This window comes from Pyrobaculum islandicum DSM 4184 (assembly GCF_000015205.1).
Lineage (GTDB): Archaea > Thermoproteota > Thermoprotei > Thermoproteales > Thermoproteaceae > Pyrobaculum > Pyrobaculum islandicum.
In genome coordinates this window covers 1,538,786-1,561,148 of sequence record NC_008701.1, presented here as the reverse complement: position 1 = coordinate 1,561,148, position 22,363 = coordinate 1,538,786, and the positions used below count along the sequence as shown (strand labels likewise).

At 43.8% G+C, this 22,363-nt stretch carries 24 protein-coding genes, 1 tRNA gene and 1 pseudogene; 15 read left to right on the top strand and 11 right to left on the bottom strand.

Translation table 11 applies throughout. The features are described from left to right. The 3 genes from PISL_RS08840 to PISL_RS08830 are packed head-to-tail and all read left to right on the top strand — an operon-like array spanning nucleotide 1 to nucleotide 4,041. Nucleotides 1–1,560 carry a GTP-binding protein gene (locus PISL_RS08840; RefSeq protein WP_011763449.1) on the top strand — a complete coding sequence of 520 codons (1,560 nt, stop codon included), beginning with the start codon at nucleotides 1–3 and terminating at the stop codon, nucleotides 1,558–1,560. Further along, nucleotides 1,541–2,197 carry a CRISPR-associated protein Cas4 gene (gene cas4 / locus PISL_RS08835; protein ID WP_011763448.1) on the top strand — a complete coding sequence of 219 codons (657 nt, stop codon included), beginning with the start codon at nucleotides 1,541–1,543 and terminating at the stop codon, nucleotides 2,195–2,197. Before PISL_RS08840 ends, cas4 begins: the two co-directional genes overlap by 20 nt. Before the next feature lie 35 nt (nucleotides 2,198–2,232). After that, nucleotides 2,233–4,041, top strand: a complete 1,809-nt coding sequence (locus PISL_RS08830) for a (Fe-S)-binding protein (protein ID WP_053240475.1) — start codon at nucleotides 2,233–2,235, stop codon at nucleotides 4,039–4,041. Between the two features lie 256 nt (nucleotides 4,042–4,297). Here PISL_RS08830 and PISL_RS08825 read toward each other — a convergent pair whose 3' ends face one another. Together PISL_RS08825 and PISL_RS08820 are read right to left on the bottom strand one after the other, a co-directional pair. Then, the gene (locus PISL_RS08825; RefSeq protein ID WP_011763446.1) at nucleotides 4,298–5,563 is read right to left on the bottom strand and encodes a zinc ribbon domain-containing protein; all 1,266 of its coding nucleotides are present in this window, start codon (nucleotides 5,561–5,563) and stop codon (nucleotides 4,298–4,300) included. A 405-nt stretch (nucleotides 5,564–5,968) separates the two neighbouring features. Beyond that, a complete protein-coding gene (locus tag PISL_RS08820; RefSeq protein ID WP_167827682.1) occupies nucleotides 5,969–6,184 on the bottom strand; it encodes a hypothetical protein in 216 nt (71 codons plus the stop codon). Here PISL_RS08820 and PISL_RS08815 point away from each other — a divergent pair. From PISL_RS08815 to PISL_RS08795, 5 genes and pseudogenes are all read left to right on the top strand, one after another. Next, a pseudogene (locus PISL_RS08815) lies at nucleotides 6,126–6,515 on the top strand (zinc ribbon domain-containing protein); the annotation flags it as partial. The gene PISL_RS08820 and the pseudogene PISL_RS08815 overlap by 59 nt on opposite strands. A 260-nt stretch (nucleotides 6,516–6,775) precedes the next feature. Further along, nucleotides 6,776–7,831 (top strand): inositol-3-phosphate synthase, encoded by a 1,056-nt coding sequence (locus PISL_RS08810; RefSeq protein WP_011763444.1) that lies wholly within the window; start codon nucleotides 6,776–6,778, stop codon nucleotides 7,829–7,831. Continuing rightward, entirely contained in the window at nucleotides 7,828–8,130 is a 303-nt protein-coding gene (locus tag PISL_RS08805; protein ID WP_011763443.1) for a PadR family transcriptional regulator, read from the top strand. Before PISL_RS08810 ends, PISL_RS08805 begins: the two co-directional genes overlap by 4 nt. A gap of 20 nt (nucleotides 8,131–8,150) precedes the next feature. Next, nucleotides 8,151–8,588: a molybdopterin-guanine dinucleotide biosynthesis protein B gene (locus tag PISL_RS08800; RefSeq protein WP_011763442.1), complete on the top strand. Its 438-nt coding sequence runs from the start codon at nucleotides 8,151–8,153 to the stop codon at nucleotides 8,586–8,588. A 30-nt stretch (nucleotides 8,589–8,618) separates the two neighbouring features. Next, nucleotides 8,619–8,741 (top strand) — tRNA-Ser (locus PISL_RS08795). Here the strand turns inward: PISL_RS08795 and PISL_RS11060 are convergent. From PISL_RS11060 to PISL_RS08780, 4 genes are read right to left on the bottom strand one after another with little or no spacing between them, the layout of a single operon-like run. After that, nucleotides 8,720–9,661 carry a hypothetical protein gene (locus tag PISL_RS11060; protein WP_011763441.1) on the bottom strand — a complete coding sequence of 314 codons (942 nt, stop codon included), beginning with the start codon at nucleotides 9,659–9,661 and terminating at the stop codon, nucleotides 8,720–8,722. The genes PISL_RS08795 and PISL_RS11060 overlap by 22 nt on opposite strands. 21 nt (nucleotides 9,662–9,682) lie before the next feature. Then, complete coding sequence (gene speD, locus PISL_RS08790; protein WP_011763440.1) at nucleotides 9,683–10,063, bottom strand: adenosylmethionine decarboxylase; 381 nt, start codon at nucleotides 10,061–10,063, stop codon at nucleotides 9,683–9,685. A 56-nt stretch (nucleotides 10,064–10,119) separates the two neighbouring features. Next, entirely contained in the window at nucleotides 10,120–11,949 is a 1,830-nt protein-coding gene (locus PISL_RS08785; RefSeq protein ID WP_011763439.1) for a threonine--tRNA ligase, read from the bottom strand. A 29-nt stretch (nucleotides 11,950–11,978) separates the two neighbouring features. Further along, entirely contained in the window at nucleotides 11,979–12,554 is a 576-nt protein-coding gene (locus tag PISL_RS08780) for a nucleotidyltransferase (protein ID WP_011763438.1), read from the bottom strand. Between the two features lie 116 nt (nucleotides 12,555–12,670). Between PISL_RS08780 and PISL_RS08775 the strand changes: the two genes are divergently transcribed. The 4 genes from PISL_RS08775 to PISL_RS08760 are packed head-to-tail and all read left to right on the top strand — an operon-like array spanning nucleotide 12,671 to nucleotide 16,416. After that, nucleotides 12,671–13,897, top strand: coding sequence for a phosphoglycerate kinase (locus PISL_RS08775; RefSeq protein ID WP_011763437.1), 1,227 nt, complete (start codon nucleotides 12,671–12,673; stop codon nucleotides 13,895–13,897). Continuing rightward, nucleotides 13,894–14,928, top strand: coding sequence for a type II glyceraldehyde-3-phosphate dehydrogenase (locus tag PISL_RS08770; protein ID WP_011763436.1), 1,035 nt, complete (start codon nucleotides 13,894–13,896; stop codon nucleotides 14,926–14,928). Before PISL_RS08775 ends, PISL_RS08770 begins: the two co-directional genes overlap by 4 nt. Further along, nucleotides 14,921–15,346: a universal stress protein gene (locus PISL_RS08765; RefSeq protein WP_011763435.1), complete on the top strand. Its 426-nt coding sequence runs from the start codon at nucleotides 14,921–14,923 to the stop codon at nucleotides 15,344–15,346. The genes PISL_RS08770 and PISL_RS08765 overlap by 8 nt, the downstream gene beginning before the upstream one ends. Continuing rightward, nucleotides 15,346–16,416, top strand: a complete 1,071-nt coding sequence (locus tag PISL_RS08760; protein WP_011763434.1) for a family 1 glycosylhydrolase — start codon at nucleotides 15,346–15,348, stop codon at nucleotides 16,414–16,416. The genes PISL_RS08765 and PISL_RS08760 overlap by 1 nt, the downstream gene beginning before the upstream one ends. Here the strand turns inward: PISL_RS08760 and PISL_RS08755 are convergent. Genes PISL_RS08755 through PISL_RS08745 form a run of 3 tightly spaced genes read right to left on the bottom strand, consistent with a single transcriptional unit; the run spans nucleotide 16,411 to nucleotide 17,989 of the window. Next, on the bottom strand, nucleotides 16,411–17,058 hold the full coding sequence (locus PISL_RS08755) for an ERCC4 domain-containing protein (protein ID WP_011763433.1): 648 nt from the start codon (nucleotides 17,056–17,058) through the stop codon (nucleotides 16,411–16,413). The two genes, PISL_RS08760 and PISL_RS08755, sit on opposite strands and share 6 nt — an antisense overlap. A gap of 2 nt (nucleotides 17,059–17,060) precedes the next feature. After that, on the bottom strand, nucleotides 17,061–17,504 hold the full coding sequence (locus PISL_RS08750) for a 30S ribosomal protein S17 (protein WP_011763432.1): 444 nt from the start codon (nucleotides 17,502–17,504) through the stop codon (nucleotides 17,061–17,063). 2 nt (nucleotides 17,505–17,506) lie between these two features. Then, nucleotides 17,507–17,989, bottom strand: coding sequence for a 30S ribosomal protein S19 (locus PISL_RS08745; protein WP_011763431.1), 483 nt, complete (start codon nucleotides 17,987–17,989; stop codon nucleotides 17,507–17,509). Between the two features lie 75 nt (nucleotides 17,990–18,064). Between PISL_RS08745 and PISL_RS08740 the strand changes: the two genes are divergently transcribed. Next, nucleotides 18,065–19,030 (top strand): NAD(P)/FAD-dependent oxidoreductase, encoded by a 966-nt coding sequence (locus tag PISL_RS08740; protein WP_011763430.1) that lies wholly within the window; start codon nucleotides 18,065–18,067, stop codon nucleotides 19,028–19,030. Between the two features lies 1 nt (nucleotide 19,031). On the opposite strand, the gene PISL_RS08735 is transcribed toward PISL_RS08740, so the two are convergent. Both PISL_RS08735 and prpB read right to left on the bottom strand, forming a co-directional pair. Next, nucleotides 19,032–20,393, bottom strand: coding sequence for an MmgE/PrpD family protein (locus PISL_RS08735; RefSeq protein WP_011763429.1), 1,362 nt, complete (start codon nucleotides 20,391–20,393; stop codon nucleotides 19,032–19,034). Between the two features lie 4 nt (nucleotides 20,394–20,397). Then, nucleotides 20,398–21,312: a methylisocitrate lyase gene (prpB, locus tag PISL_RS08730; protein ID WP_011763428.1), complete on the bottom strand. Its 915-nt coding sequence runs from the start codon at nucleotides 21,310–21,312 to the stop codon at nucleotides 20,398–20,400. A gap of 161 nt (nucleotides 21,313–21,473) precedes the next feature. Between prpB and PISL_RS08725 the strand changes: the two genes are divergently transcribed. Continuing rightward, nucleotides 21,474–22,001 carry an ATP:cob(I)alamin adenosyltransferase gene (locus PISL_RS08725; protein ID WP_011763427.1) on the top strand — a complete coding sequence of 176 codons (528 nt, stop codon included), beginning with the start codon at nucleotides 21,474–21,476 and terminating at the stop codon, nucleotides 21,999–22,001. A 128-nt stretch (nucleotides 22,002–22,129) separates the two neighbouring features. Continuing rightward, on the top strand, nucleotides 22,130–22,333 hold the full coding sequence (locus PISL_RS08720) for a 50S ribosomal protein L38e (RefSeq protein ID WP_011763426.1): 204 nt from the start codon (nucleotides 22,130–22,132) through the stop codon (nucleotides 22,331–22,333). Nucleotides 22,334–22,363 lie beyond the last annotated feature (30 nt).

The window sequence follows — 22,363 nt, the reverse complement described above, 5'->3', positions numbered from 1 at the left end:
GTGGGTTTTCCTCCTGAGAGCGAAGATGGGAATGTCGAATATAAACTCATGCTTAATGCCGATGATATAGATAGGCTAGCAGGCCAATTGAAACGACGTCTATATGAGGGAGGAGGAGAGGCGGTATATCTCATAGGTGTGTCAGATGACGGGAGACCTGAGGGACTCTCTGACGAGGAGCTAATCAAGGCGCTTGACATACTGCGAGAGGTTGCCAAACGAGCAAGCGCCTCTGTATACATATTGAGGATTTCCGAGGGTATCAAGGGGAAGGTCGCTGAGGTCTTGTTAAGAGCGGCCGTTAGGGAGGAGCCGCCTCCTACAGTCACAGTGGTTGTTCTTGGTAATGTAGATGCTGGAAAATCTACGTTAGTGGGAGTTTTAACTACGGGGAGGTTAGACGATGGAAGAGGTCTGGCTAGGTCATATGCGTCTAGGTATAAACACGAGGTGTTAACTGGGCGTACTTCCTCTGTATCTATGAGACTTCTGGGTTTTAACGGCGATGTTGTAGTTAACCATAGTTTACTCGATCCGCTTGACGAAGCTGAGGTATATAAAAGGTCTGACAAATTAGTTCTCCTAGTCGACGTAGGAGGGCACGAGAGGTATTTAAGGACGGCGCTTAGAGGTCTCTTTAGTTCGCAACCGGATTACGTTATGTTAGTCGTGGCGGCGAACTCGGGCGTACAGAAAATGACAAAAGAACACTTAGGCATAGCAGTTGCCCTTGGCGTGCCTGTATTTGTTGTAATTACCAGGGTAGATGTAGCGCCTCAAGAGGTTTTTCAAAGGACTTTAGAAGACGTCACTAGGATTTTAAAAATGCCGGGAGTTAGCAAGATACCCTATGTCATAAAAGAGGTGGGCGATGTCGTATTAGCGGCAAGAGCCTTGTCTTCAGGACGTGTAGCCCCTATATTTTTTACCTCCAACGTGACAGGCCATGGGCTAGATCTACTTCTGAAGTTTCTCTCTCTGTTGCCTAAGAGAAAGACGTGGGATTATAGAGGAGACTTCTTGATGTATATATCTGATATTTACTTAGTAAAGGGAGTGGGCGTTGTAGTCGGTGGGTTAATAGAGAGGGGAATTGTAAGGGTAGGGGACAAACTTTGGATAGGCCCCTATAGTGATGGGAGGTGGATTTCCACGTCTATAAAATCTATCCATCTTAATAGAACGCCTGTAGAATCTGCAAAAGCCGGCAGCTTTATTACTCTGGGGCTAGACAAGGTAGATAAAGTAGAAAAAGGCATGGTTTTATCTAGCAAACCTCTTGGGGCAAGTAGGGAGGTGCTCGCCGAGGTTCTTGTATTGAGACATCCGACAGTAATTAAAGCCGGATTTTCCGGAGTTTTTCACTACAAGGCTGTTAGGACAAATGCGTATATAAAGGAGATTGATAAAGGGGAGCTCATGGTCGGCGATAGCGGCGTAGTTAAAATAGAGTTTGTGAGGCCATGGCATATAGACAGCGGCGTTTTTATCTTTAGAAATGGCCCCACTAGAATATTTGGCAGAATTTTGAGAGTAGGAGATGGAATTGCTACGGCCTAGGCCGATTTGTCGTCTTATAAATTGTGATGACTTAGAAAACTTAGACGCTGAAGGTGCGTTAGAGGAGTTGAAAAAAGAGCAAGAGATCTTTAGGTTATTTCCCGATATTTATGCATATAGGTATGATTTCAAGCGCATATCGCCCTCTGTTATTAACGATTTTGAGTATTGTCCAAGACTACTATGGGTACAACATAAACTAAGGTTGAAACTATTTACAAAAGGTTCTGCAGTATCGCTTATTCGTGGAAGATTACTTCATGAAAGATACGAAAGAGCTGTTTCCGTTTTTGACAACGTTATTATAGAATACAAGGTGGAGATAGGCGATTTAGTAGGCGTTATAGATGTCGTAGTTAAGAAAGGCCGTAATCTTATCCCAGTAGAAATCAAAGCCGGTACAGCGACAAGGGAGGCGCATAGGAGACAATTACAGATATATATACATCTCTTAAATGCAAAATACGGATACTTAGTATACAGAAACAGAGTAGAAATAGTAGAAAGAGACGATAATGCTCTTAAACTTTTAAAGGAAATAAGACAAATTTTGGAATCGGATAAACCGCCTGAGAACAAAAAATGCCATAGTTGCGTTTTCGACATAATATGTAAGAATATTTTGGGAGAAATCTAAGGTCATCTTTATTTAAGTACGGTGCCCTATAACTTATGATAGATGAATTACTAATGTTATTGTTCTTAGTAACTTTTGTTGTCTTTATAATTCTTTTACTTGGAAGAGTAAAGCTATATAATAAGAGAAAAATCAATATTACCAAGTTAATACTTTACGAATTTAGAGAAGCACTAAAAGGAGGAGTGGGGTATATGCATTTCTCAATTGCTTCTGGTGTAATTCTCTCATTACTTCTGGCAATCTCTAGCTCTATCTTTTCCTTATCTCTTATCTTATGGATCATTAGTTTACCGATAATGGCTGGTTTAATTATGGCGACAATATATAGAGCTAGGGTGCTTATAAGGAGTAATGTCATACACAAGAGACTTAACGCAGATAAAGAGTTTATAAGAGAGTCTAATAAGATGCAGATAATCCTTCTATGTATAATTGTCCTGACGTTCTTAGATATATTACTATCGGTGTTTATTCCTAAGCTTTCGTTATTAATAGGTACTGTAAGAAATGTTTTCCTTGCCCTCTTCTACGTAAAGCCAGCTGCTAACCTGATAATAAATTACGACAGAGAGCTAACCTCTTTTAAGATTCCCTTTAGGCTAGACGAGGTTTCAGACATTGAAAATGTAAAATTTGGGTATGAGAAGATCTCGGACGTAGATCGCGAAGTTTTGCTATCTTGTCAGTCTTGTGGCGAGATAGGCGCATGCGACGAGGGCTGTCCTGCCGTCGCCGCTGGCCGTCTTCTCTCACCGAGATTTGTGGTGAGAACGGTTTCTCTAAACTCCAACAACCCGGGTTTTGAACTAGCTATAAAACTTGAGCACCAAGCTTGGGCATGTACAACATGCGGTATGTGCGTTTATAGTTGCCCCGTGCGGGTAAACCACCTTGATGTTATATACGGCGTGAGACGTGCATTAGTAGCCCAAGGCAGGGTAGACAGGAAAATTGCAGATGTTCTTCTCTCTATTTCACAATATGGAAATACGATGTCTAGCCCCAATGTAGGTAGACACGATTGGCTTAGAGAGCTTGGCGTAAAGACAATAAGCGAAAATCCAGACGCAGAATACCTACTATGGGTTGGCTGTATGGGAAGTTTTGACGGAAGAGCTAGAGAGATAATTAAAGCCTTCGTTGATATATTAAGGAAAGCTGGTATGCTAGACAAAATTGCGATACTTGGCGACGAGGAGACATGTTGTGGGGATCCAGCAAGACGATTGGGTGAAGAAAGCAGATTTCAGGAAATAGTCCTTAAGAACAAGCAACTCTTTGAGAAATATGGAATAAAAAAGCTAATAACAATATGTCCACATGGATATAATGTCTTTAAAAATGAATATAAAGAATTTGGCATAAATCTTGATGTTTATCACCATGTCCAGATAATTCAGCAATTAATTGAGGAGGGTAGGATAGTTGTAAAGAGGGGAGATACTGTATTTACAATACATGACCCTTGTTACTTAGCTCGCTATAACAGAGTGGTCAAGCCGCAGAGGAGGATCTTAGTTAAGCTTGGCGATATTAAAGAGCCGCCGAGACACGGCGAGAGAACCTTCTGTTGTGGCGCGGGTGGAGCAAACTACTGGTATGATGTCCCAGAGGAAAAGAGGATTAGCCACATAAGATTCGAGGAGCTAGTCTCTACTGGCGCCTCTACAATAGTAACGTTATGCCCCTTCTGTAATGCCATGTTGTTAGATGCTAAAAGAACTAAGGAAAGCTCTGTAGAGGTCAAAGATATAGCTGAGGTTGTTTTAGAAAGTCTAAAAGAAGAGAGACTTATCGAAAATACACCAGGGGATAAAGGAGCGAGTTCGAAAATAAGTTAAAGTAGTAAACGAGTATCTTCTACACATATTTTAGCGACCTAGCTAATTAGACAACGTTTTGTTATTAAATATGCAACCCATACGTCCCCTATCTTTCTCTTGGCCCCTCCCCGGGGGACTTAAGGGCCCGCCCCGGGTGCACCGGGGCGAGGGGGCGGGTCATGCGGGGGCCGGCCGCTGATTGTTTATATTGCAACAGTCTGGCGCCCCCGTCTGCCGCCCCAGGGGCCAAACGCCGTTCATGAAATAAGAAAACTTACGAAGTTAAAAATGTGATGGTCGCCGAAAAAGTGGGTTGTTTTGTTTTCTGGAGGATTTCCCAGTAGCGTTTTTCTGCCCATATCACCGGCACGTTGTCTCTATGTGCTCTGAAGCCGCAGGTGGGGCAACGCATGAAGCGGCCGTCCTCCATCGCCATCTTGACTCCGCATCTGGGGCAGATGGTTGAGTACAGCCGCTCCTCCACATATGGAATGCCGTACCACCGCGCAAGCGCTTGCAAGCGTCTCCTCAGTTGTCCCAAACCGTCTAGGAAGTGCTTCCTCACGCCGTTTCCGCCCCTCTCCTTTAACTCCCGGTACGTGCCGTCTTCCATCGTGTCGACGACTATGGCGGCTTGGTGTTCTCTGGCCAGTTTTATGATCTCGCGGGCGGCGTTTATAACGACGTCGCGGATTATGCCAAAGCGTTTTTTCTCTAGCTTCCACAGTTGCCTCTGGAGATCCAACGCCCTACGCGGGCCTCTGTCCTCGTCTATGCGCGCTAGGGCTCTGCTCAGTTGGCTTATGTGGGCGTGGATCTTCTCAAGCTTCCGTATCCGTTCTTTCTTGGGGAACTTCCACAACTCCAAGACTCTGCCGTCGGCCACGAGGCCGACCTTTATGTAGTGGTCCAACCGGTTCACGTCGACAACGACAAGCGCCTTGGGCTCTATTTGCGTCACCTCTCTAGCGAATACGAGAGCGACATATAAACCGCCGTAAGTAGGATCCTTCTCACCATCTCTCTTCTCAACGCCGAGAAGCGCCAGTTTCAACTTGGCGCCCTCCTCCAACCTCCGCCTAATCCAAGAGATGTCGCTCTTCTTCAACTTGACGGCGAAAGGCGGTATGCCGAGCTTACGCACTCTGACTACGTCGCTCTTTAGGTCGACAAAGACCGCCGTACTCACATCTCTCTCATTTTCCACTCTCAGTTGGACGTCGAGGGGGATTGCCCGGTAGAACGCCACGTCGCGCCAGAAGAACTTAGCCCACTCTGAGAAATACTTCTTGAGACCATACTTGGGGAACGTCTCCTCGATTATCCGGTGTGCCAACTCACGCCTGTCTGGCGTGAGGAGTCTGTCCAACTCCTCCGCCGTGAGTCTGGGCTCCTCCTGTCCCGTCAACTCTTTCAACAGCCTTCTGGCGTACTCCTCAACGGCCAAGTGCATCCTCGTCGCTAGGTCTAGGACGTCTGGACGCTCCTCAACGACGCGCCATGGGATTCTGATCTTCAGCGTCCTGTAGACTTGGCTCATATGCGTAAAGGGCGTGGGGGAGAAAAGCTAGGTGTTGAGATCCCTCGTTGTTGAGCAAGTAGGACGTCGGCCTTGGAAAAAAGGCTATTGTTGGATATAGGGGGAAATTGCGGTTAGTATCTGCCCGGCGGCGTTTGCGATGTATGCGACAACTTCATACCTCCCCCGCCACATGCACAAAAAGTCTGAAACGTCCTTTCAACTCCTTTCACACACTTGCCTGACGTCGTCGCTGTCAGGCAGGTGAACCGAGGTAGTAGAAAGTGGTGGGGGACTGCGTTAGAGGTGTGGGTGGGTTGAAAAACGGGTTTACGGCGGCTATCGCCGTGAGCGCCGCCAACGCCGCGGTGGGTATCGCCAGTATGAACAACGCGAGGGGCGGCATGTGTATGACGCCGGCGGGTATCAATAGCTCACGACGGCAACAGCCCTAGTGGCGGCGAAGGTCAACAACATGGCCGACACGCGTCTCTCAACGCCGCCTTCACGACGGCGCCAGGGGAGAGGGGCGGGTTTCACCAGCTCTGAGGAGAGGCGGGGCACGGCGCCGTGGGTTTGTCTTGTGAAACTTCCGGCTTGCCCCCGTGTGTCTTCTATAAGCAGATATTTCAGCCCATCCACATATACACACATGTACGCATACAGAACGTTAAAGATAGAAATCCCCTGGCAGTTGGTAGAAGAGAGGCCAGACGTCCTAAACCTCGCCGTAAGGATGCACCTAGCGGCAGAGGAGTACGCCAGAAGGCTGTTGAAAGAGTTGACGGGACAGGAGGAGCCCAGACTCACGGCGGAGGAGTTGGACAGACTCCTCACGCCAGACAGGCGTGAGTTGGCACACCGGATAATCGAGGAGGTGTTTCTCCAATATGGGCTTGGGAAAGCTTTTGTGGATTACGCCAAGTTCCTCTGGCGTGATATAGTGTTTCAACGGGTAGTTCCGTTGAACACCTAGCTGAGGGTCGAAAACGAAAGAGACACAGGTAAGGCGGTCGTCAAGTTGACAGAGCCCAGGGCTATTGACGCAACCCATAACCCGCTAAGGTCTCGATCCTCAAGATATTCCTGTTGCTTCATGAGAGTAGCTGATAAAGGCGCTAATTTAGAGACCGGCTCAAGGCCGGAAGCCGGAGGATAACCACTAAGAAGCTTGGCCTAATTTAACGTCCTATGCTTACAGAATTGTTTATTAACACATTTGTTTAGGTAGATATGCCTATCAGAGTCGGTATTGTAGGAGTGGGAAACTGTGCCTCTGCTCTTGTCCAAGGCATCGAGATGTATAAACATAATCCAAATCTAGAACCAATAGTTGCTTTTAGAGAGATAGGTAGATACAGGCCTCACGACATAGTGTTTACATCGGCTTTTGATATCGATGCTAGAAAAGTTCACGTAGACTTAGCTGATGCTATATTTCAACCTCCAAACAACGCGACAGTGGTTTTTAAGCCGCCGAAACTAGGGGTGATAGTACGCCCAGGCCCAGTTCTTGATGGGGTTCCAGAGGGGGGTCTCGTTACAAAGGTTGTCGAGGGTTCTGTGGAAGATGTTGTGAAAGAGCTTAATTCTACGAATACAGAGATTTTAGTAAACTATTTGCCAACAGGCGCAAAAAAAGCTGCAGAGGCGTATGCAGAGGCGGCATTAAGAGCCGGCGTCGCGTTTATAAACGCCATGCCAGCTCCGGTGGCTACGAGCGAGTATTGGCAAAAGAGGTTTGCAGAGAGAAACTTGCCGTTGTTAGGCGACGATACGCAGAATCAAATAGGCGCAACAGTGCTTCATAAGACTTTAGTGAGGTTGCTGGCGCTGAGAGGCGTAAAAATAAAACACACCTATCAGATAAATGTAGGGGGCACTCCTGACTTTGTAAATCTTATGTATAGACGCGGCGATAAAGAGAAGACAAAGACGGCTGCAGTTAAAATGATGGCCGTGGGACAAGAGTTTGATGCGTATATCTCGCCAGTGGCTTATATAGAATTCCTCGGCGATAGAAAGATAGCACATATGCTTATAGAGGCCGAAATTTTTGGCGGTCTTCCCATCAGAATTGATGTCACTCTAGATGTTCACGATGCTTGGAATAGCGCAGCAGTTGTAACAGACGCCATAAGACTCGCCAAATTGGCACTTGATAGAGGAATAGGTGGGCCGTTAATAAGTGCATCGGCGTGGGGGTTTAAAAACCCGCCTGTCCATATGAGTCCCGATGAGGCCTATAGAGCCGTCGTAGAGTTTATAGAGGGTAAACGCGATAGATGAAGGCATATCAACGTTTTAAACGCTGTATTGGACAAGGCAATCTGTGGCTTTATGTAGTCAGTATACTTAACAAACGGGGACCTTTACATGGATATGCTATCATACAAGAACTGAGAAAATTCGGTTTTTATATAAGTACAGTATATGGCTATGTGCTTTTGAAAAGAATGGTAATGGACGGGGTATTAAAAGAAGTAGAGGTAGGGGGTAGAAAGCTCTATACTGTATCAGAAGCGGCACAGGAGAACTTTAAAAAAGCCATGGAAGACCTCAAGAACTTAGTTCAACAACTTACGTAGGCGCAATCCGCTGATAAGATATGACGTGTGTTATCCAAATTACAGGTAGAAAAGACGTGGGCAAAACCCTATTGGCTGAGAAAATAATTACGCAACTAAAGAAAATGGGCTATACAGTTTCTGCAATTAAGATAAGTCACCACGAGCCAGAGCCTCCTCATAAAGACACTCACCGCCTTAGAAAAGCCGGCGCAGATAAAGTCTTGTTTTATAACGGCGATATTTATGTGGTTTATACACGTGAGGTTCTATGTGACGATATAGTGGCGGACTATGTAATTGTGGAAGGTTTGCGTGATAAAAAAATTGGTTACAAAATTCATATAGGGCCAGATCCGCCGAATGATGCCGACGTCGTGATAGACTCGCTTGATAAAGAAATTGAAGTCGTGTGTATACAACAAGACCTATGTACGCTTCTTAAAATAATCTCTACATATCGGCCGACGCGTAGATAAGTTATTTAAACTTTTGAGTATATAAGAGACGCCGGGGTGGCCGAGCGGCCCAAGGCGGCCTGCCTCTGTGCAGGCCTGACCGGGACTTGAGACTTAGCAAGCAATCCCGTCCCCGTCTAGGGGGCGTGGGTTCAAATCCCACCCCCGGCGCCATATGTATCTTCAATCTCGTTTTCCCACCTATCCTGGAGATATCTATCTTTCAATATCCTATATGCAGCATATTCCTTGCCAAGGTAAAAAGAGTGGTCAGGTAGCAACTTTTGTGCCTCTCTACGTATGTTCAAGTAGTTGAGCTCAAGTTGCCTTAACAAAATACCGCGTGGGCCATAGTGGTAGAGCTTGTCGGCTAGTACAAAATTGCCGTGTGGATCATAAACATCCCTTTTATAAATCTCTAGTCTCACCATAGGCAATGCCGTCTCTATATCTCTCTTCTGGATAAAGGCTGGCGTAGCCAGCAAGGCGGCAGCTTTGTCAAGTCCACAAGGCCATTCTCGTAAGACATCGCAAGGCCTTGCTACGTATACGCCTTGTGTCTTTAGCTGGAGGATTAGTATATTATATATCACATCGCCGACATCTACGCCATATGTGAGAATGTAATCTATGGCTTTAGACCTAAGGGCATCTAAGTCGTTATCATAGAGAATATGAGGGCCATAGTAAGGTAGTCTCTTCTCTGGGGTCTCTAATTTGATTTCTATACGTGGTCTAACAAGCGTCGCCTTAGGATTGTAAAGAGAATAAACCGCTTTTCTCAGCTCCCCCTCGCTTTTCCAACGTAAGTCGACGACATTAACGCCGAGGTTTTTTACATATTCACACGGTATTCTCAAAGCGTCGTTACACACACCCCTCAACGCTTGAACGATTAACTCTCCCGCACCGTTTAAATCAGGGCCGTAGACTATTACTGTGTCTACATTGTTATACTTTTCATAAAGCGACTTTACGATAAAGTTGACAGCATCTGCAGAGTATACAGCGCCTACAAACGCCACTTTCTCGACGATCTCTCTACTTATTTTTTCAGGGCTGTACCACAGCAAAATAAGCAAGAGATTTGACACGGGAAGAGAAAAAGAGAAAGATTATTTGTATGAGCGATCTGAGTAGTTCACGGTGAATCTCTTTGGCGCTAGTTGTGATACTATATAACGGAAGGCAGCCATAGGGTCTGAATGCTCTCCGCATGTATATACATCTACCGTGGCGTAGTTATATACAGGCCACGTATGTATAGCTATGTGGCTCTCTAACACTAGTGCGATTACGGAAACACCCTCTTTATCTCCACCCTTGAATCTCCAAGAGTTTACCTCAACTAGGTGCATTTTTGCAATGTGGGCAGCCTCTATCACTATCCTTCTGAGTTTTTCTTCATCTCGAAGAAGCGCTTCATCTACTCCATATAATTCGCCATAGACATGTTTCCCCACTATGGGGGTTTTGACTTGGGTTGTTGTCTGCATTTCGTGCGCGGCTAAGACACCCCTATATAAATTTTTCTTTCAAAAAAATCTATCGGCTAACCTCTCGAAGGACGTTGGCTTAAGAATCTCGGCATGTAAAGGGGCCTGTTAGGATAGCCCCGCGTCTCCTCCTTTATTTTCTTGATGAGCTCCTCTGGCGTAGTCTTATACTGGCCTCCCCCCCTTTCTCTAACTGATAACACACCTTCTGTCTCTTCTTTAGAGCCTACTACACATATATACGGTATCCAACTAACTTCTGCGTCTCGTATCTTCTTAGAGAGAGTCTCATCTCTATCATCAATATCTACGCGTATGCCCTCCGTCTCTAATTTATCGGCTATCTCTACAGCATATTTTAAATTGTCCCGTGTGATAGGTATGATACGCACTTGGACAGGCGAAAGCCAAGTGGGAAGCCGTGGGATCTTGCCGGCTTTTTCCGCCTTAGCCATAGTATCAAATACAACATATAGATATCTCTCGACGCTGCCTAGTATAGCTGTATGAATTATCACCGGATATCTAACTTGATTATTTTCATCTACATACTTTATGCCAAAACGTTTGGCGTTGCCTATATCTATTTGAAATGTTGCAATTTCCCTAGGCCTGCCTAATTCGTCAATTATATGAAATTCCACATTTAAAACCCAATAGTACTTTTGACCAGGTAAAATTCTTACCAATATAGGCTTGCCCTCTCTCTTCGCCAATTCTATCAGATAGTTCTTATACTCTTTGTAAAACTCCTCCGTTACGTTATAAAGCGAGACGTATGTCCTGCCTAATTTCTCTATCTCTCTAAAAATAACTTCGTGTAGCTTAAACGATATATCTATAGCCTCTGCCATATCTCTTGTAAATATGTGGAGATCTGGCATGAAAAACCGCCTTAGTCTAAACAACAACACTGTTTCGCCCGGCTGTTCATGTCTGTAGGAGTCTGCTATTTCTATTACACCAAAGGGCAGGTGTTTATAGCTTATTACCCAATCTTTTACCATAGCAAATTGTTGAAAACATGCAGCATATCTCAATATAAGATCTGTATCAGATTCGACAACATACAGACGTTCGCCAAAGAGACGCGCATGCGACTCAATAGCCGTCTCAGACAGTTTAAACATGTTTGTTCCCCTTATTTTAAATACCGGTATGCCTAGAGATTTGGCAACCATATATGCATAGTCTTCCACAAGCTCTATCATTATAGTGGCCTCAGGCGCGTAACGCATATGGCCTACGTCAGACATAGACTCCCATTCGAAACCAAATTTTCTCAGGTAGTCAAGATATCTAGGCTCTGATCCTCCACTAAGTTCTTTTTTAAATACCTCCTTGTCTACTAGGGCTTTAAGATCCTCAAATTTATCATAGTTGAAATCTGCCGGGTTGTATTCCTCGCCGGAGGGGGTGAGCACTATGTATACATCACGTCTTTCTTCGACCTTTTTCTCGACTTTGGCACCTTCTGGCTTAAAACTACGGCTTAACTCAGAGAGAGGGTGTCCAAAACACTTAATTTCAAAGGCCTTGTAGTAGCCAAAAGGCGCTTTGTAGACTTCGCCATGAAATTCCGATTTGACAACTTCATATAACTTATTTAAAACTTCCCTTGCTACATAGGGTCTAGCTAATTCGCTTGATAAATGGGCGTAGGGATATATCACTATGGAGCTAGCCTTCACTTTATTAGCTACGTCGATAATATCGCGGGCTATCTGGCGGAGAAATCCCTCATCTGGAATATCTCCTCTTTCAACTGTTGCAAAGATCACAAGGGCGTTGTTGGCCTTGCCGGAGATAGGCTCGTCTCTAATATCTGAGGCGGGGTCTTTTACATCCCAAGTAAAACGCTCTGCGTGTATATATAAAACGCGCATAGTGACACCATACCCAATGTTTAAATTTGTTATTCTACGTAGATACCATTTCTTCTAAGTCTTTTTATAATACCTTCTGAGTCTTCTGGATATAGTGTTGCAAGTCTCTTTATTTTATTATAGTTAATTTTTATGTCATGTTCCAGTATAATTCTAGCTAATTCATTAATAAACTCTTCAGCTTCTTTTGTTGCAATTTTGGCTTTAAGAACTAACAACTCCTCTAGGCCTATAGACCTTATTTTTACATTATTAATGTCTATTTCTCTGACATCTGAAAAAAACTCCATCGGTATATATATATCAAGGATATTTTCCAACAAATCCACTCTCACAGTATCTCCCGAAATTATCAATTCATAATATATAGTACCGTGGTCTGATGTTCCTAAGTCCCAGTCATATTCTCTTGCTATTTCTTCAAAAAGCTCATTATCGAGCACGGTAGATTTGTTCAAAATAAATAGATCAACGTCTTTGGGATCATAGTCGATGTTGTACGCAAGTGGGAGAATCGCGCTGCCAACGAGGATGTATTCAATACCTCTCTTATTAAAAGCCTCAGCTACGTATTTCAAAGCGTAGCGGTACTTATCAAAACGCATAAGGTTAGAGAAGTGCACTCCTTAAATAATATTTTGTAGTGCAATATATATTATATATATCTCTATATAGTGAGTATAGCCGGTAATACTTATTAACCCTAGTTAAACGTTCTTACATGTTACTTAGTGATATTATAAATCAGCTAGTTACTATGGATAAATGTTTAAAAAAAGATAAAGTGGCATTTATTAGAATAGATATAAATTCGCCAATAGTTAATGGAAAAATAATAGATGATTTTAGAATAAGAGCACATACGGTCACGCTTCGTTTAGCCCTAGACGCTGGTTTAAAAGTTGTTGTTTTAGCTCACCAAGGCAGACCAGGACAAGACGATTTTACATCGCTAGAGTTGCACAAACCTCTTCTTGAAAAGTATCTAGAAAGACCCATTAAGTTTGTTGACGATGTTATAGGGCCTGAGGCTAGGAAGCAAATAAAGGAGTTAAAAGGCGGCGAGATACTTTTGTTAGAAAATGTAAGAATGTTATCTGAGGAAGTTATTGAAAAGGTCCCAGAGGCGCAAGCAGAAACTATGCTAGTCCGTAAGTTGGCTCCTCTAGGCGATTATTTTATTTTCGACGGTTTTGCGGTAGCCCATAGGTCTCAGCCAAGTGTCGTCGGATTTCCTATCGTAATGCCGTCTTGCATGGGTTATGTATTTGAAAAAGAGCTCAGGGCGTTGGCTACAGTATTTGAAAAGCGGGGAAAAGGCGTGACGTTAATAGCAGGAGGTGCTAAGATACCAGATACTCTAAAGGCGATTGAACAGCTTTTGAAAAACGGCTTAGTAGAGACCGTGGCTGTAGGAGGGTTAGTTGGGTTTGTATTTGCTGTAGCTAAATATGGTGTCGTGAATAACTTATTAAGACAGGAGATTGAAAAAGGAGGTTTCTTGCCTTATATAGATAAAGCTAGGTACATACTTGACAAATACGGATCCCAGATTCACACGCCAATTGATTTTGCCATAAATAGAAATGGTAGAATTGATATAGATATATATTCTCTTACACAAGTTCCGCTAGATATTGGTAGATCTACTATTATTCAGTTCAAAGAAATTATTAGACAAAGTGATATTGTGATTTTTAGCGGTCCCATGGGCTATATAGAAGATGAAAAATTTGCCATGGGCACTATAGAGTTATTAAGAGCAGGCGCCGATAGGAATCTTATACTCGGCGGGGGACACACGATATTTGCGGCTGAGAAAGCTGGTGTCATAAGTAAGGCTTTTCACGTATCGACGGGAGGCCGTGCGTTTATACAAACAATAGGAGGTGAAGAAATGCCAGCGGTAAAAGCGTTATTAATCTCTGCAAAGAAGTTCTGGGCATGATAAAAGTAGGAATTATAGGCTACGGCACAATAGGTAAGAGAATAGCAGATGCGGTAGCAATGCAAGACGATATGAAAGTAGTCGGCGTGTTAAAAGTCACGCCAGACTACGAGGCTAAGATAGCGTTGGCACGCGGCTTTCCAATATATACATACTCTGACAGATTTGATAAATTTAAAAAAGCTGGCATAGAGCCAGCAGGTACGATCGAAGATTTAATCAAAGCGTCTGATATAATAATTGATGCCTCGCCGGAGGACGTAGGGCGTGAGAACAAAGAGAAGTATTATCAAAGGTATGACAAACCTGTAATTTTCCAGGGAGGCGAAGAAGCAGATGTAGCTGACGTAAGCTTTAACGCCTTGGCTAATTACGAAGAAGCGAAAGGGAGACGCTATGTGAGAGTGGTAAGTTGTAACACGACAGGAATCACTAGAGTTCTCACATCTTTGATCTTGAATGGGATAGGCATTAAAAAGGCGAGGATATTTATCGCCAGGAGAGGCGCAGATCCTAAGGAGCATAAGAAGGGGCCTATTAATGACGTTGTGCCCAACCCGGCTACTGTGCCCAGCCACCACGGGCCTGATGTACAGACAATACTCAAAGATATCGACATTGTAACGATGGCAATAGCTGTGCCTGTTACAATAATGCATATGCACATGGCATACATAGAACTAAGCTCTACATATACAAAAGATGCCGTGATAGAGGCTTTTGTAAAAACTCCACGTATCTTTTTGGCAGATGTAGGGTCTGGATTTCAAAGCTTGGCGCATGTTATAGAATATGCCAGAGATTTGGGAAGGTCGAGAAGCGACTTCCCAGAGGTTGCCATCTTTAGAGATTCGGTTACTATACGTGGAAACGAGCTTTACCTAATGTACGGCGTACATCAAGAATCTATCGTAGTCCCTGAAAACGTTGATGCTATAAGAGCAGTCTTAGGCATATTGCCTAAGTGGCGCTCAATTGAGAAAACAGATAAAACTCTTAAGTTAATTACAGAGGGTAAGGTATATGGTTGACGAGCCGTCATACGAGCTTGCCTATAAATTCAGACGTATACTTGTGCCTATTTCGCCGATGAATCCAGTAAGACTAAGAGAGTTGTTAAATGTAGCGGCAGACTTCGGCGAGAGATACGGTGCTGATATAGTATTCCTGTACGTATCTATTAGTGAAAACGACCCAACGGCTGAACAATTAAAGACTACAGTAGAAGAATTTATGAACAAGAAAGGCATTAAACATTTTTTCAAAGTTAGGAAAATGGGTGAGGGGGAGACAGTTGCGTCTGAGATTGTAAAGGAGCTTTCTGAAAATAGTTATGATATGGTGATTCTTTTATCAAGGGGCTACTACGGCGCCTCTGCCCTTCTATACAATAGTACATCTGTCGCAGTTGCGTTGGCGGCCAACACTTCGGTGTTAATACTGCGGTAGTGCAGATAGGCGCGGCCGTATCTCCATATCAACACTTCGGGTTTTGTAAATGCGATATGCTTGACGAGCCTGGCGCATATCACATACTTTTTTATGAGGAAGATTTCGATATCGCCAAGGCAGTGGGCCTAGATGTATTTAGAACAGGAATTGAATGGGCTATAATAGAGCCTAGAGAGGGCTATTACGACAAAGAAGCTCTCAAGCTTTTTAACGAATATCTATCGTCTATCAAGAGACGCGGTATAAAGACTTGGGTTACGTTACACCATTTTACAAATCCTAGATGGGTGTGGAAATATGGCGGTTGGGAGTCTAAAGACGTGACAAGGAGATTTTTGTCATATGTAGATTATGTTGCAAGAGAGCTTGGAGGTCTAATCGACGTAGCTTTAATATTTAACGAGCCAAGTATGTACACATTTCTCGCATACATTAGAGGCGACTTGCCACCGTATGGTTTCATGTCGCTTAAACATATGAGAAGGGCACTATCAAACATAAATGAGACTATTCTCATGGCTAGAGACATATTAAAAAACTATGGCGTAGTAAAATCTTTTACACATTCATTTACAAAGTTTGAGTCTAAAAATGCTATATTTAAACCGATTATCTATTTTATAAATAGGTTAAACTCAAAATACTTAGCAATGTTTAAAGAAATGGATTATACATCTATAAATTTTTATGTCGTAGGTAGATATGAAGATTTTTCAATGCGCTTCCTATACAGACCTAAGAGTTTGTTAGAAATAAAACCGCCCACGCCTCTCGCAGTGACAGAGTTTGGAATAGCCACAAGAGATGAAGAGCTTAGGTATAGATACCTCTGCTCTATGGCACACGTATTTAAAGAAGTAAAGCCTATTGTTGCAATTTGGTGGAGTTTTTTGCATGGCTATGAATGGGGACTAGGATATCAGCCTTTTTTCGCGCTTGTTGATATAAAAGGCACTAGACGTATATTAACACGGTTAGCTAAGGTCTTTAGGACGACTCTGGAGAATCCCCCCCGTTGCGAGTTTGTGGAGAGAGACGCCGGGCTTGAATGGCGTTGGCACCTATAGATATTTGTCAAGTGAGGAAGTCGACGTATATGGTGTTTCTAATATACGTTTTATAAGGATATGTCTTTTTTCGTCAATATCCCAAGACTTATAGTTTATTATTGCATTTAGAGGAGTGCCGTATTTCTTCAAAAGCTCTTCTGCACGTCTAGGCCCAACGCCAGGTAGCGAAGCTAATAAAGCTATTTGTAGACTTTTTACATCTGTCTTCTTCTTAGTGGTGGGAGTCTTAATCTTATTACTTCTGCTCTTTCTAGCCGCTAGACATATGATTACACCACTTTGCTCTCTACTTTCTGTATACACAATTCCAACCCCCATCTTATAGAGAGCTAGTTGTGCTCCAAGAATAGCGTTGGGAGATATCTTTCTTACTTTAAGCTCTTCCCAGAGGTCTCCTTCGATAATTATTAAAGGTCTGAAATCGACTTCTCTAAGTCTTTCTGCTTGGCTGAAAAGCCGGCCGTCAATTATCGAATTTATAAAGTCGTCAACTCTCTTTCTTTCAAAAATAAACTCACCTGCTATGTAATCGCCGATCTCAAGCTTAGTCTTAATTACCGAACACCCACCCTCCTTTATGTATCGTATAATTTCTTCAGCGTGTTCCCTAGTATCAACAAGAACTACTGGGTTTTGCACTACTAGTCTGTTTGTAAAACTTCGTGTTTAGCTTTCCACACAGTAACATCCTCTTTTTTCCCTATCACTACCCACGATATTGTTTTTGCAAGTGGTCTAGTTTCTGCGATTATTACCTTGTCTCCTGGCTTCACTTCTATACATTCAGGTACCCTAACGTGTATCCTCCTCCTCCGCCGCTCATAACGATTGTACTTACGTATATAGTGGACCCACTCGTGTAACACAACAGCGGCTTTATGCATCCTCACCTTCTCGACAGTCACTTCTAACAACTTCAGCCTTATTTTAAGATGGCCATGCCATGGGCAAAGAGGGTCGTCGCATACCGCATTTGGTGGGAGTATATAGGGAATGCCTATATCTCTAACCTCTACCTTTCTCCCATTAGGTAGAGTAATAACGTCGCCAATTTTAGGCCTATTTTGGAGTTTTACAACTGTCATATCTATTTAGCAGCTATGTGTAATGAAGATCTCGTAGCCTTTAGGCCGGGTTCGCCGTGTTGCACGATTTTCGTCGTAATTGCAAATTCGCCTAGATAATGTCCTATATGCCAAGGCGATATAAAGACTGGGATATACGTAATCCCATTATAGACATGTATCGTAAGGCCCACCATTTCCGGTAATATTATCATATCTCTACAATGGGTTTTTATTACCACTTTCTTGCCTTGTGCCATTAGTTTCTTTGCCTTTCTTATTTTTTCGAGGAGTTTTCTATGTTCTGGCTTTAGCCCCCTCTTTAGACTTCTTCTCTGTCGCGCTGGGAGGAGTTTTATAAATTCGTCCATCGGCATGTTTAATAACTCCTCAAGAGTCTTTCCTCGATATCTAAAGGTGCTCCACTCTTCCGGTGGTATAACCGTGGGAATAATCCACCCCTGTTTTCCCTTTTCGGCTTCTTGTTCTTTTTCTTTTGAAGACATCGCTGTTGACGTAATAAATCTGTTTAAAAGCTTTTGTAGCTGAAGGTTTTTAACTACACCTCGAAAAACTCCCCTATGGATGTAGATTACGACGTAGTGATAGTTGGTGCAGGTATTGCCGGTCTCTCTGCCGCGCTATATACTGCACGTCAGAAGCTAAAAACTTTAGTAATAAGTAAAGATCTTGGGGGACAGCTCAATATGACAACGCTAATAGAAAATTATCCCGCCATACACAAGATCTCCGGGCCCGAACTCGCGAAAAGAGTAGAACAACAAGCACGAGCCTTTGGAGCAGAGGTAATATTCGACGAGGTGAATTCTATAGAAAAAGTTGGCGATATCTTTGTCGTTAAGACTTGGGGAGGCGATGAGTATAAGGCTTTGGCGGTAATTCTCGCCTTCGGGAAGACGCCGAAAGAACTAGGAGTGCCTGGAGAGACGAAGTTTAAGAACAGAGGTGTCTCATATTGTACAATATGCGATGCGCCGTTTTTCAAAGGCCAAGACGTGGCTCTGGTAAGCTGGGGCGATTTAGCCAGAGAGCCGGCTACCATTCTATCTTCTATAGCTAACAAGTTCTACTGGATTTTTCCATCCGAGAAACCCATTCACGACGACGAGTTTATAGAACAGATAAAGAGGTTAGGGAAAGCAGTATTTATCCCAAATAGCGAAGTTGTAGAAATAAGAGGTGATACAAAAGTGAGATCTATTATTATCAAAAATAAGAAGACAGGAGAGATACAGGAGATACCAGTAGCGGCAATTTTTATAGAGGCCGGCTATGTCACCAGAAGTGACTTCGTAAAACATCTCGTGGATCTAAATGAGAGGGGAGAAATAATAGCCGATTGGGAAGGCAAGACTAAGACCCCAGGAGTATTTGCAGCGGGCGATATAGTGGCATACCCATATAAACAAGCGGTAATCTCAGCCGCAATGGGGGTGGCCGCAGCTTTATCGGCCACGGCCTATATAATGAAACTAAAGGGGAAAACAGTCTATTCGCTTGTAGATTGGCGCGCCGAGAAGAAGTAATCTAAAGAGCCAAGGCGTCTAACAATTCCGTTACGCTATAGTTCTCGAGTCTCCAGAGGATATTGAGAACTCTCCGTCTGACCTCTTCTGGCATGACATCTCTAGTTAACATGTTAAATTTATCCTCTAGCTCTCTGTCCGACATGGGGTTCTTTGGATGACCCTTAGCGTAGTCTACTCTCTCTGTGTATTTAGAACCGCCTTTGGTAACCACCGTAATAACAGTTGGGAAGGCTTGGGGATATAATTTATCTAGCTCCGGATCCAGATTTACCTCCATCTTCTTCATTAAAGATAACACAGTAGGGTTTCTGATGTCTCTATAATGTTCAATTTTTATAGGACCCCAGACAAGCGCGGCTGCTGTAACCCACATAATTGAGTGATCAGCTGTCTCCTTTGTATGTGGATCCCACTTTTCAGGATCCTTTGGCCCTATAATTGTGTATGCTGCCTCATATGTGTCGATCCTTATTTTTTCAATTTCTTCTAACCTCACTTTCTCTCTTAATCTGAGAGCAGCCTCTACGGCCGTCTGTGCGTGATACTCCACAGGATACGGCTTTATGTATGTATCAAGTATTCGCCGCGGAGGCTTGAGCTCCTCCATATTCTGTAATACAGAGACGTCAAAATCTCCCTGTAGTAATTGTCTAAAGAAACCCATCTCGCCTTCGAAAGGCTTATAGGGACCTGTAAAGCCTTCGCGCGCCAGTAGTGTTGCAAAGACGGCGTTTCTGCTGGCATTAGCAGCAGCGGCGCCTTTCCACATGCTTAATTCGCCAACTCTTGTCTGCCGCATAGCGGCGTGAGGTACAGCGTACAATGCGAGTGCGTGTTGAATTCCGACTGTATCAAGGCCTAGTAGTTTTGCTGCTGCTAACGTGCTACCTATACCTAGGAAGTTCACATGATCCCACCCCCTTTTTCGCAATGTGCCGCCGTCGCAGAAGGTAACAGCGGCTTCGTAGCCTATAGCAATTGCAGCTATAAGATCCGCCCCTCTGCTGTTGACATATTCGCCTATAGATAGAGCTGCAGCGATTAAATCACTTGGGTGTAGCGGCTCTTTTGATAGGTAGGTGTCGTTGTAATCATGGTAGCGTATCATAACTCCATTTACAAAAGTTGCCCAATCTGGAGAAACTCTATAGCGCGTACCCATTATCCGCGCGCCCTCACTAGTCGAAAACTTAGAAGCGATGCGTCGTGCCAACGCCACAGGCTCTGAGGTATATGCTGCAAATGCGACAGCAATAGAGTCTATAACTCTACGTTTAACTTCGTGTCTTGTTTCAGAAGGTATTTTAGAAAAGTCTGTGTGTATCGTATATTCAGCAAGGATCTTGGTTATTCTATCCATATGTTCATTTTTTTATTTTTTTATAAATGTTGTCTATATATCTCGCTATATCTGTATCTAGCTTTTCATAATCATAATATTTTATCAAATCGTAAAGCTCTTTTCGCGTAAGCATTTTGTTTATCCACGACGCTTGGGTCCCCTCTTCTAAAATCGTCTTAAATACCTCCCTAATGGCGTACATGGCTACTCTTAACGCCGTTACGGGAAAAATCACAAATTTATAACCAAATTCCTCCAGCTTTTTAGCTGGTATGAGAGGCGAGACGCCAAACTCCGTCATATTGGCCAGGAGGGGGGCTCTTACCCTCTGTGCAAATTCTCTAAACTCCTCCTCCGTCCTCAGTGCTTCTGGGAAGATGACATCTGCGCCTGCTTCAAGGTACAGAAGCGCTCGCTCTACTGCATCATCGAATCCCGTGACGCCGACCGCATCCGTTCTTGCAATTATCACAAAGTCAGGGCTCCTCCTGGCCTCAACGGCAGCCCGTATTTTTTTCGCCATTTCATCAGGTGGGATTAAAGCCTTGCCGCTTAAGTGACCGCATTTCTTTGGCAATACTTGATCTTCCAATTGCACTCCCGCGGCTCCTATTGCTTCAAACTCTCTAACAGCTCTCATAACATTTAATGCCTCTCCATATCCGGTGTCTATATCTACTATAACTGGTATATCCACGGCATCTACGATATATTTCACGATTCTTACCATTTCATCCATAGTAATCAACCCCAAGTCGGGCAGAGCCATAGAGGCCGTAACAGCTGCTCCAGATACGTAAACTGCCTTAAAACCTAGACTCTGAGCCATAAGAGCCGTCAATGCGTTAAAAACCCCAGGGACTAAAACAATACCTGGTTTTTTTATCTCTTCGCGCAATATCTTTGCACCCTCAAATACTCTCTTTCTAAATAACATAAGTTACAACTTGTAATACTATTTAAAGACTTGTGCTTTGATGTAACTAGGCATAAGTCTCAGCCGGCTGAAAATAATATCACGACGTCACCGCTCAGCGGAATCATCACTTCGGGCTTATTATATCCATAGCATATATATTCTTAACCTTAGAGTGTGTTGTGCTGTCTAAGCCCTGTCTAATACTCTTTTCCTGTCCTGGCGACGGTGGAGATACGACCGTGTACTGGAGGGGGGAGACGCGTCACGTCAAAAAAGACGACCCAGTAGTTAAGCTGTACGGCGCCCTCGATACAGCGGTGACATATGCCCATAAGGCGGCGAACGTCCTCCAGAGGCCACAAGCGCGGATTATGAGACTTGTCGCATTCTCGCTTATGGAGCTCGGCTTCTACATAGCTACGGGGAAAGCGGAGTATCTAGACACGGCCACTGCTTTGTATAAACGCGCGCTTAAGCTAGTATATGCGGTCGCGCCGGATGAGCCGCTGAGGAGTTGGCTAGTTTGCGCATCTCCAGAATGTAGCGCAATAGACGAGGCCAGGGTGTGGATTAGGTGGGCCGAGAGGAGAGCCGTAACACTTGGGGAGCAAGCAGTGGCCAAGCTCCTCAATCAGCTCTCCAACCTCGTCTTCGAAGTCATGAGAACACTCCCACACATAAAATACAGACATAGAGATATCAGATAAAGTTTTAAAAGCTCAATGTAAAAGAAAAACGCCCTAGGTGACACCCCTGCAAGGGGGCGTATGAACCTGGCGGGTTACCCCGGCCAGACCCTTTGAAAGCTTTATATACTACAACTTTGCACTTGGCTATGCCTAAAGAGCTCTTTTTAGTCGAGCTTTGGAAGAAGTACGGCGAGCAGGCTGAGGAGATTAGAGTAAAACGGTATCCCGAATATGTTAAGTTAAAAGCCAGGCTGTCCCATTACATGTATACCATAAAGCTACCGCCTGAAAAAGCGGAACAGATATTATCCGAGTTGAGGACTAAGAAAATCGAAATAAGGGAGGTTTGAGAAAATTTTTTAAAGGTCTCCTTCTCGCAC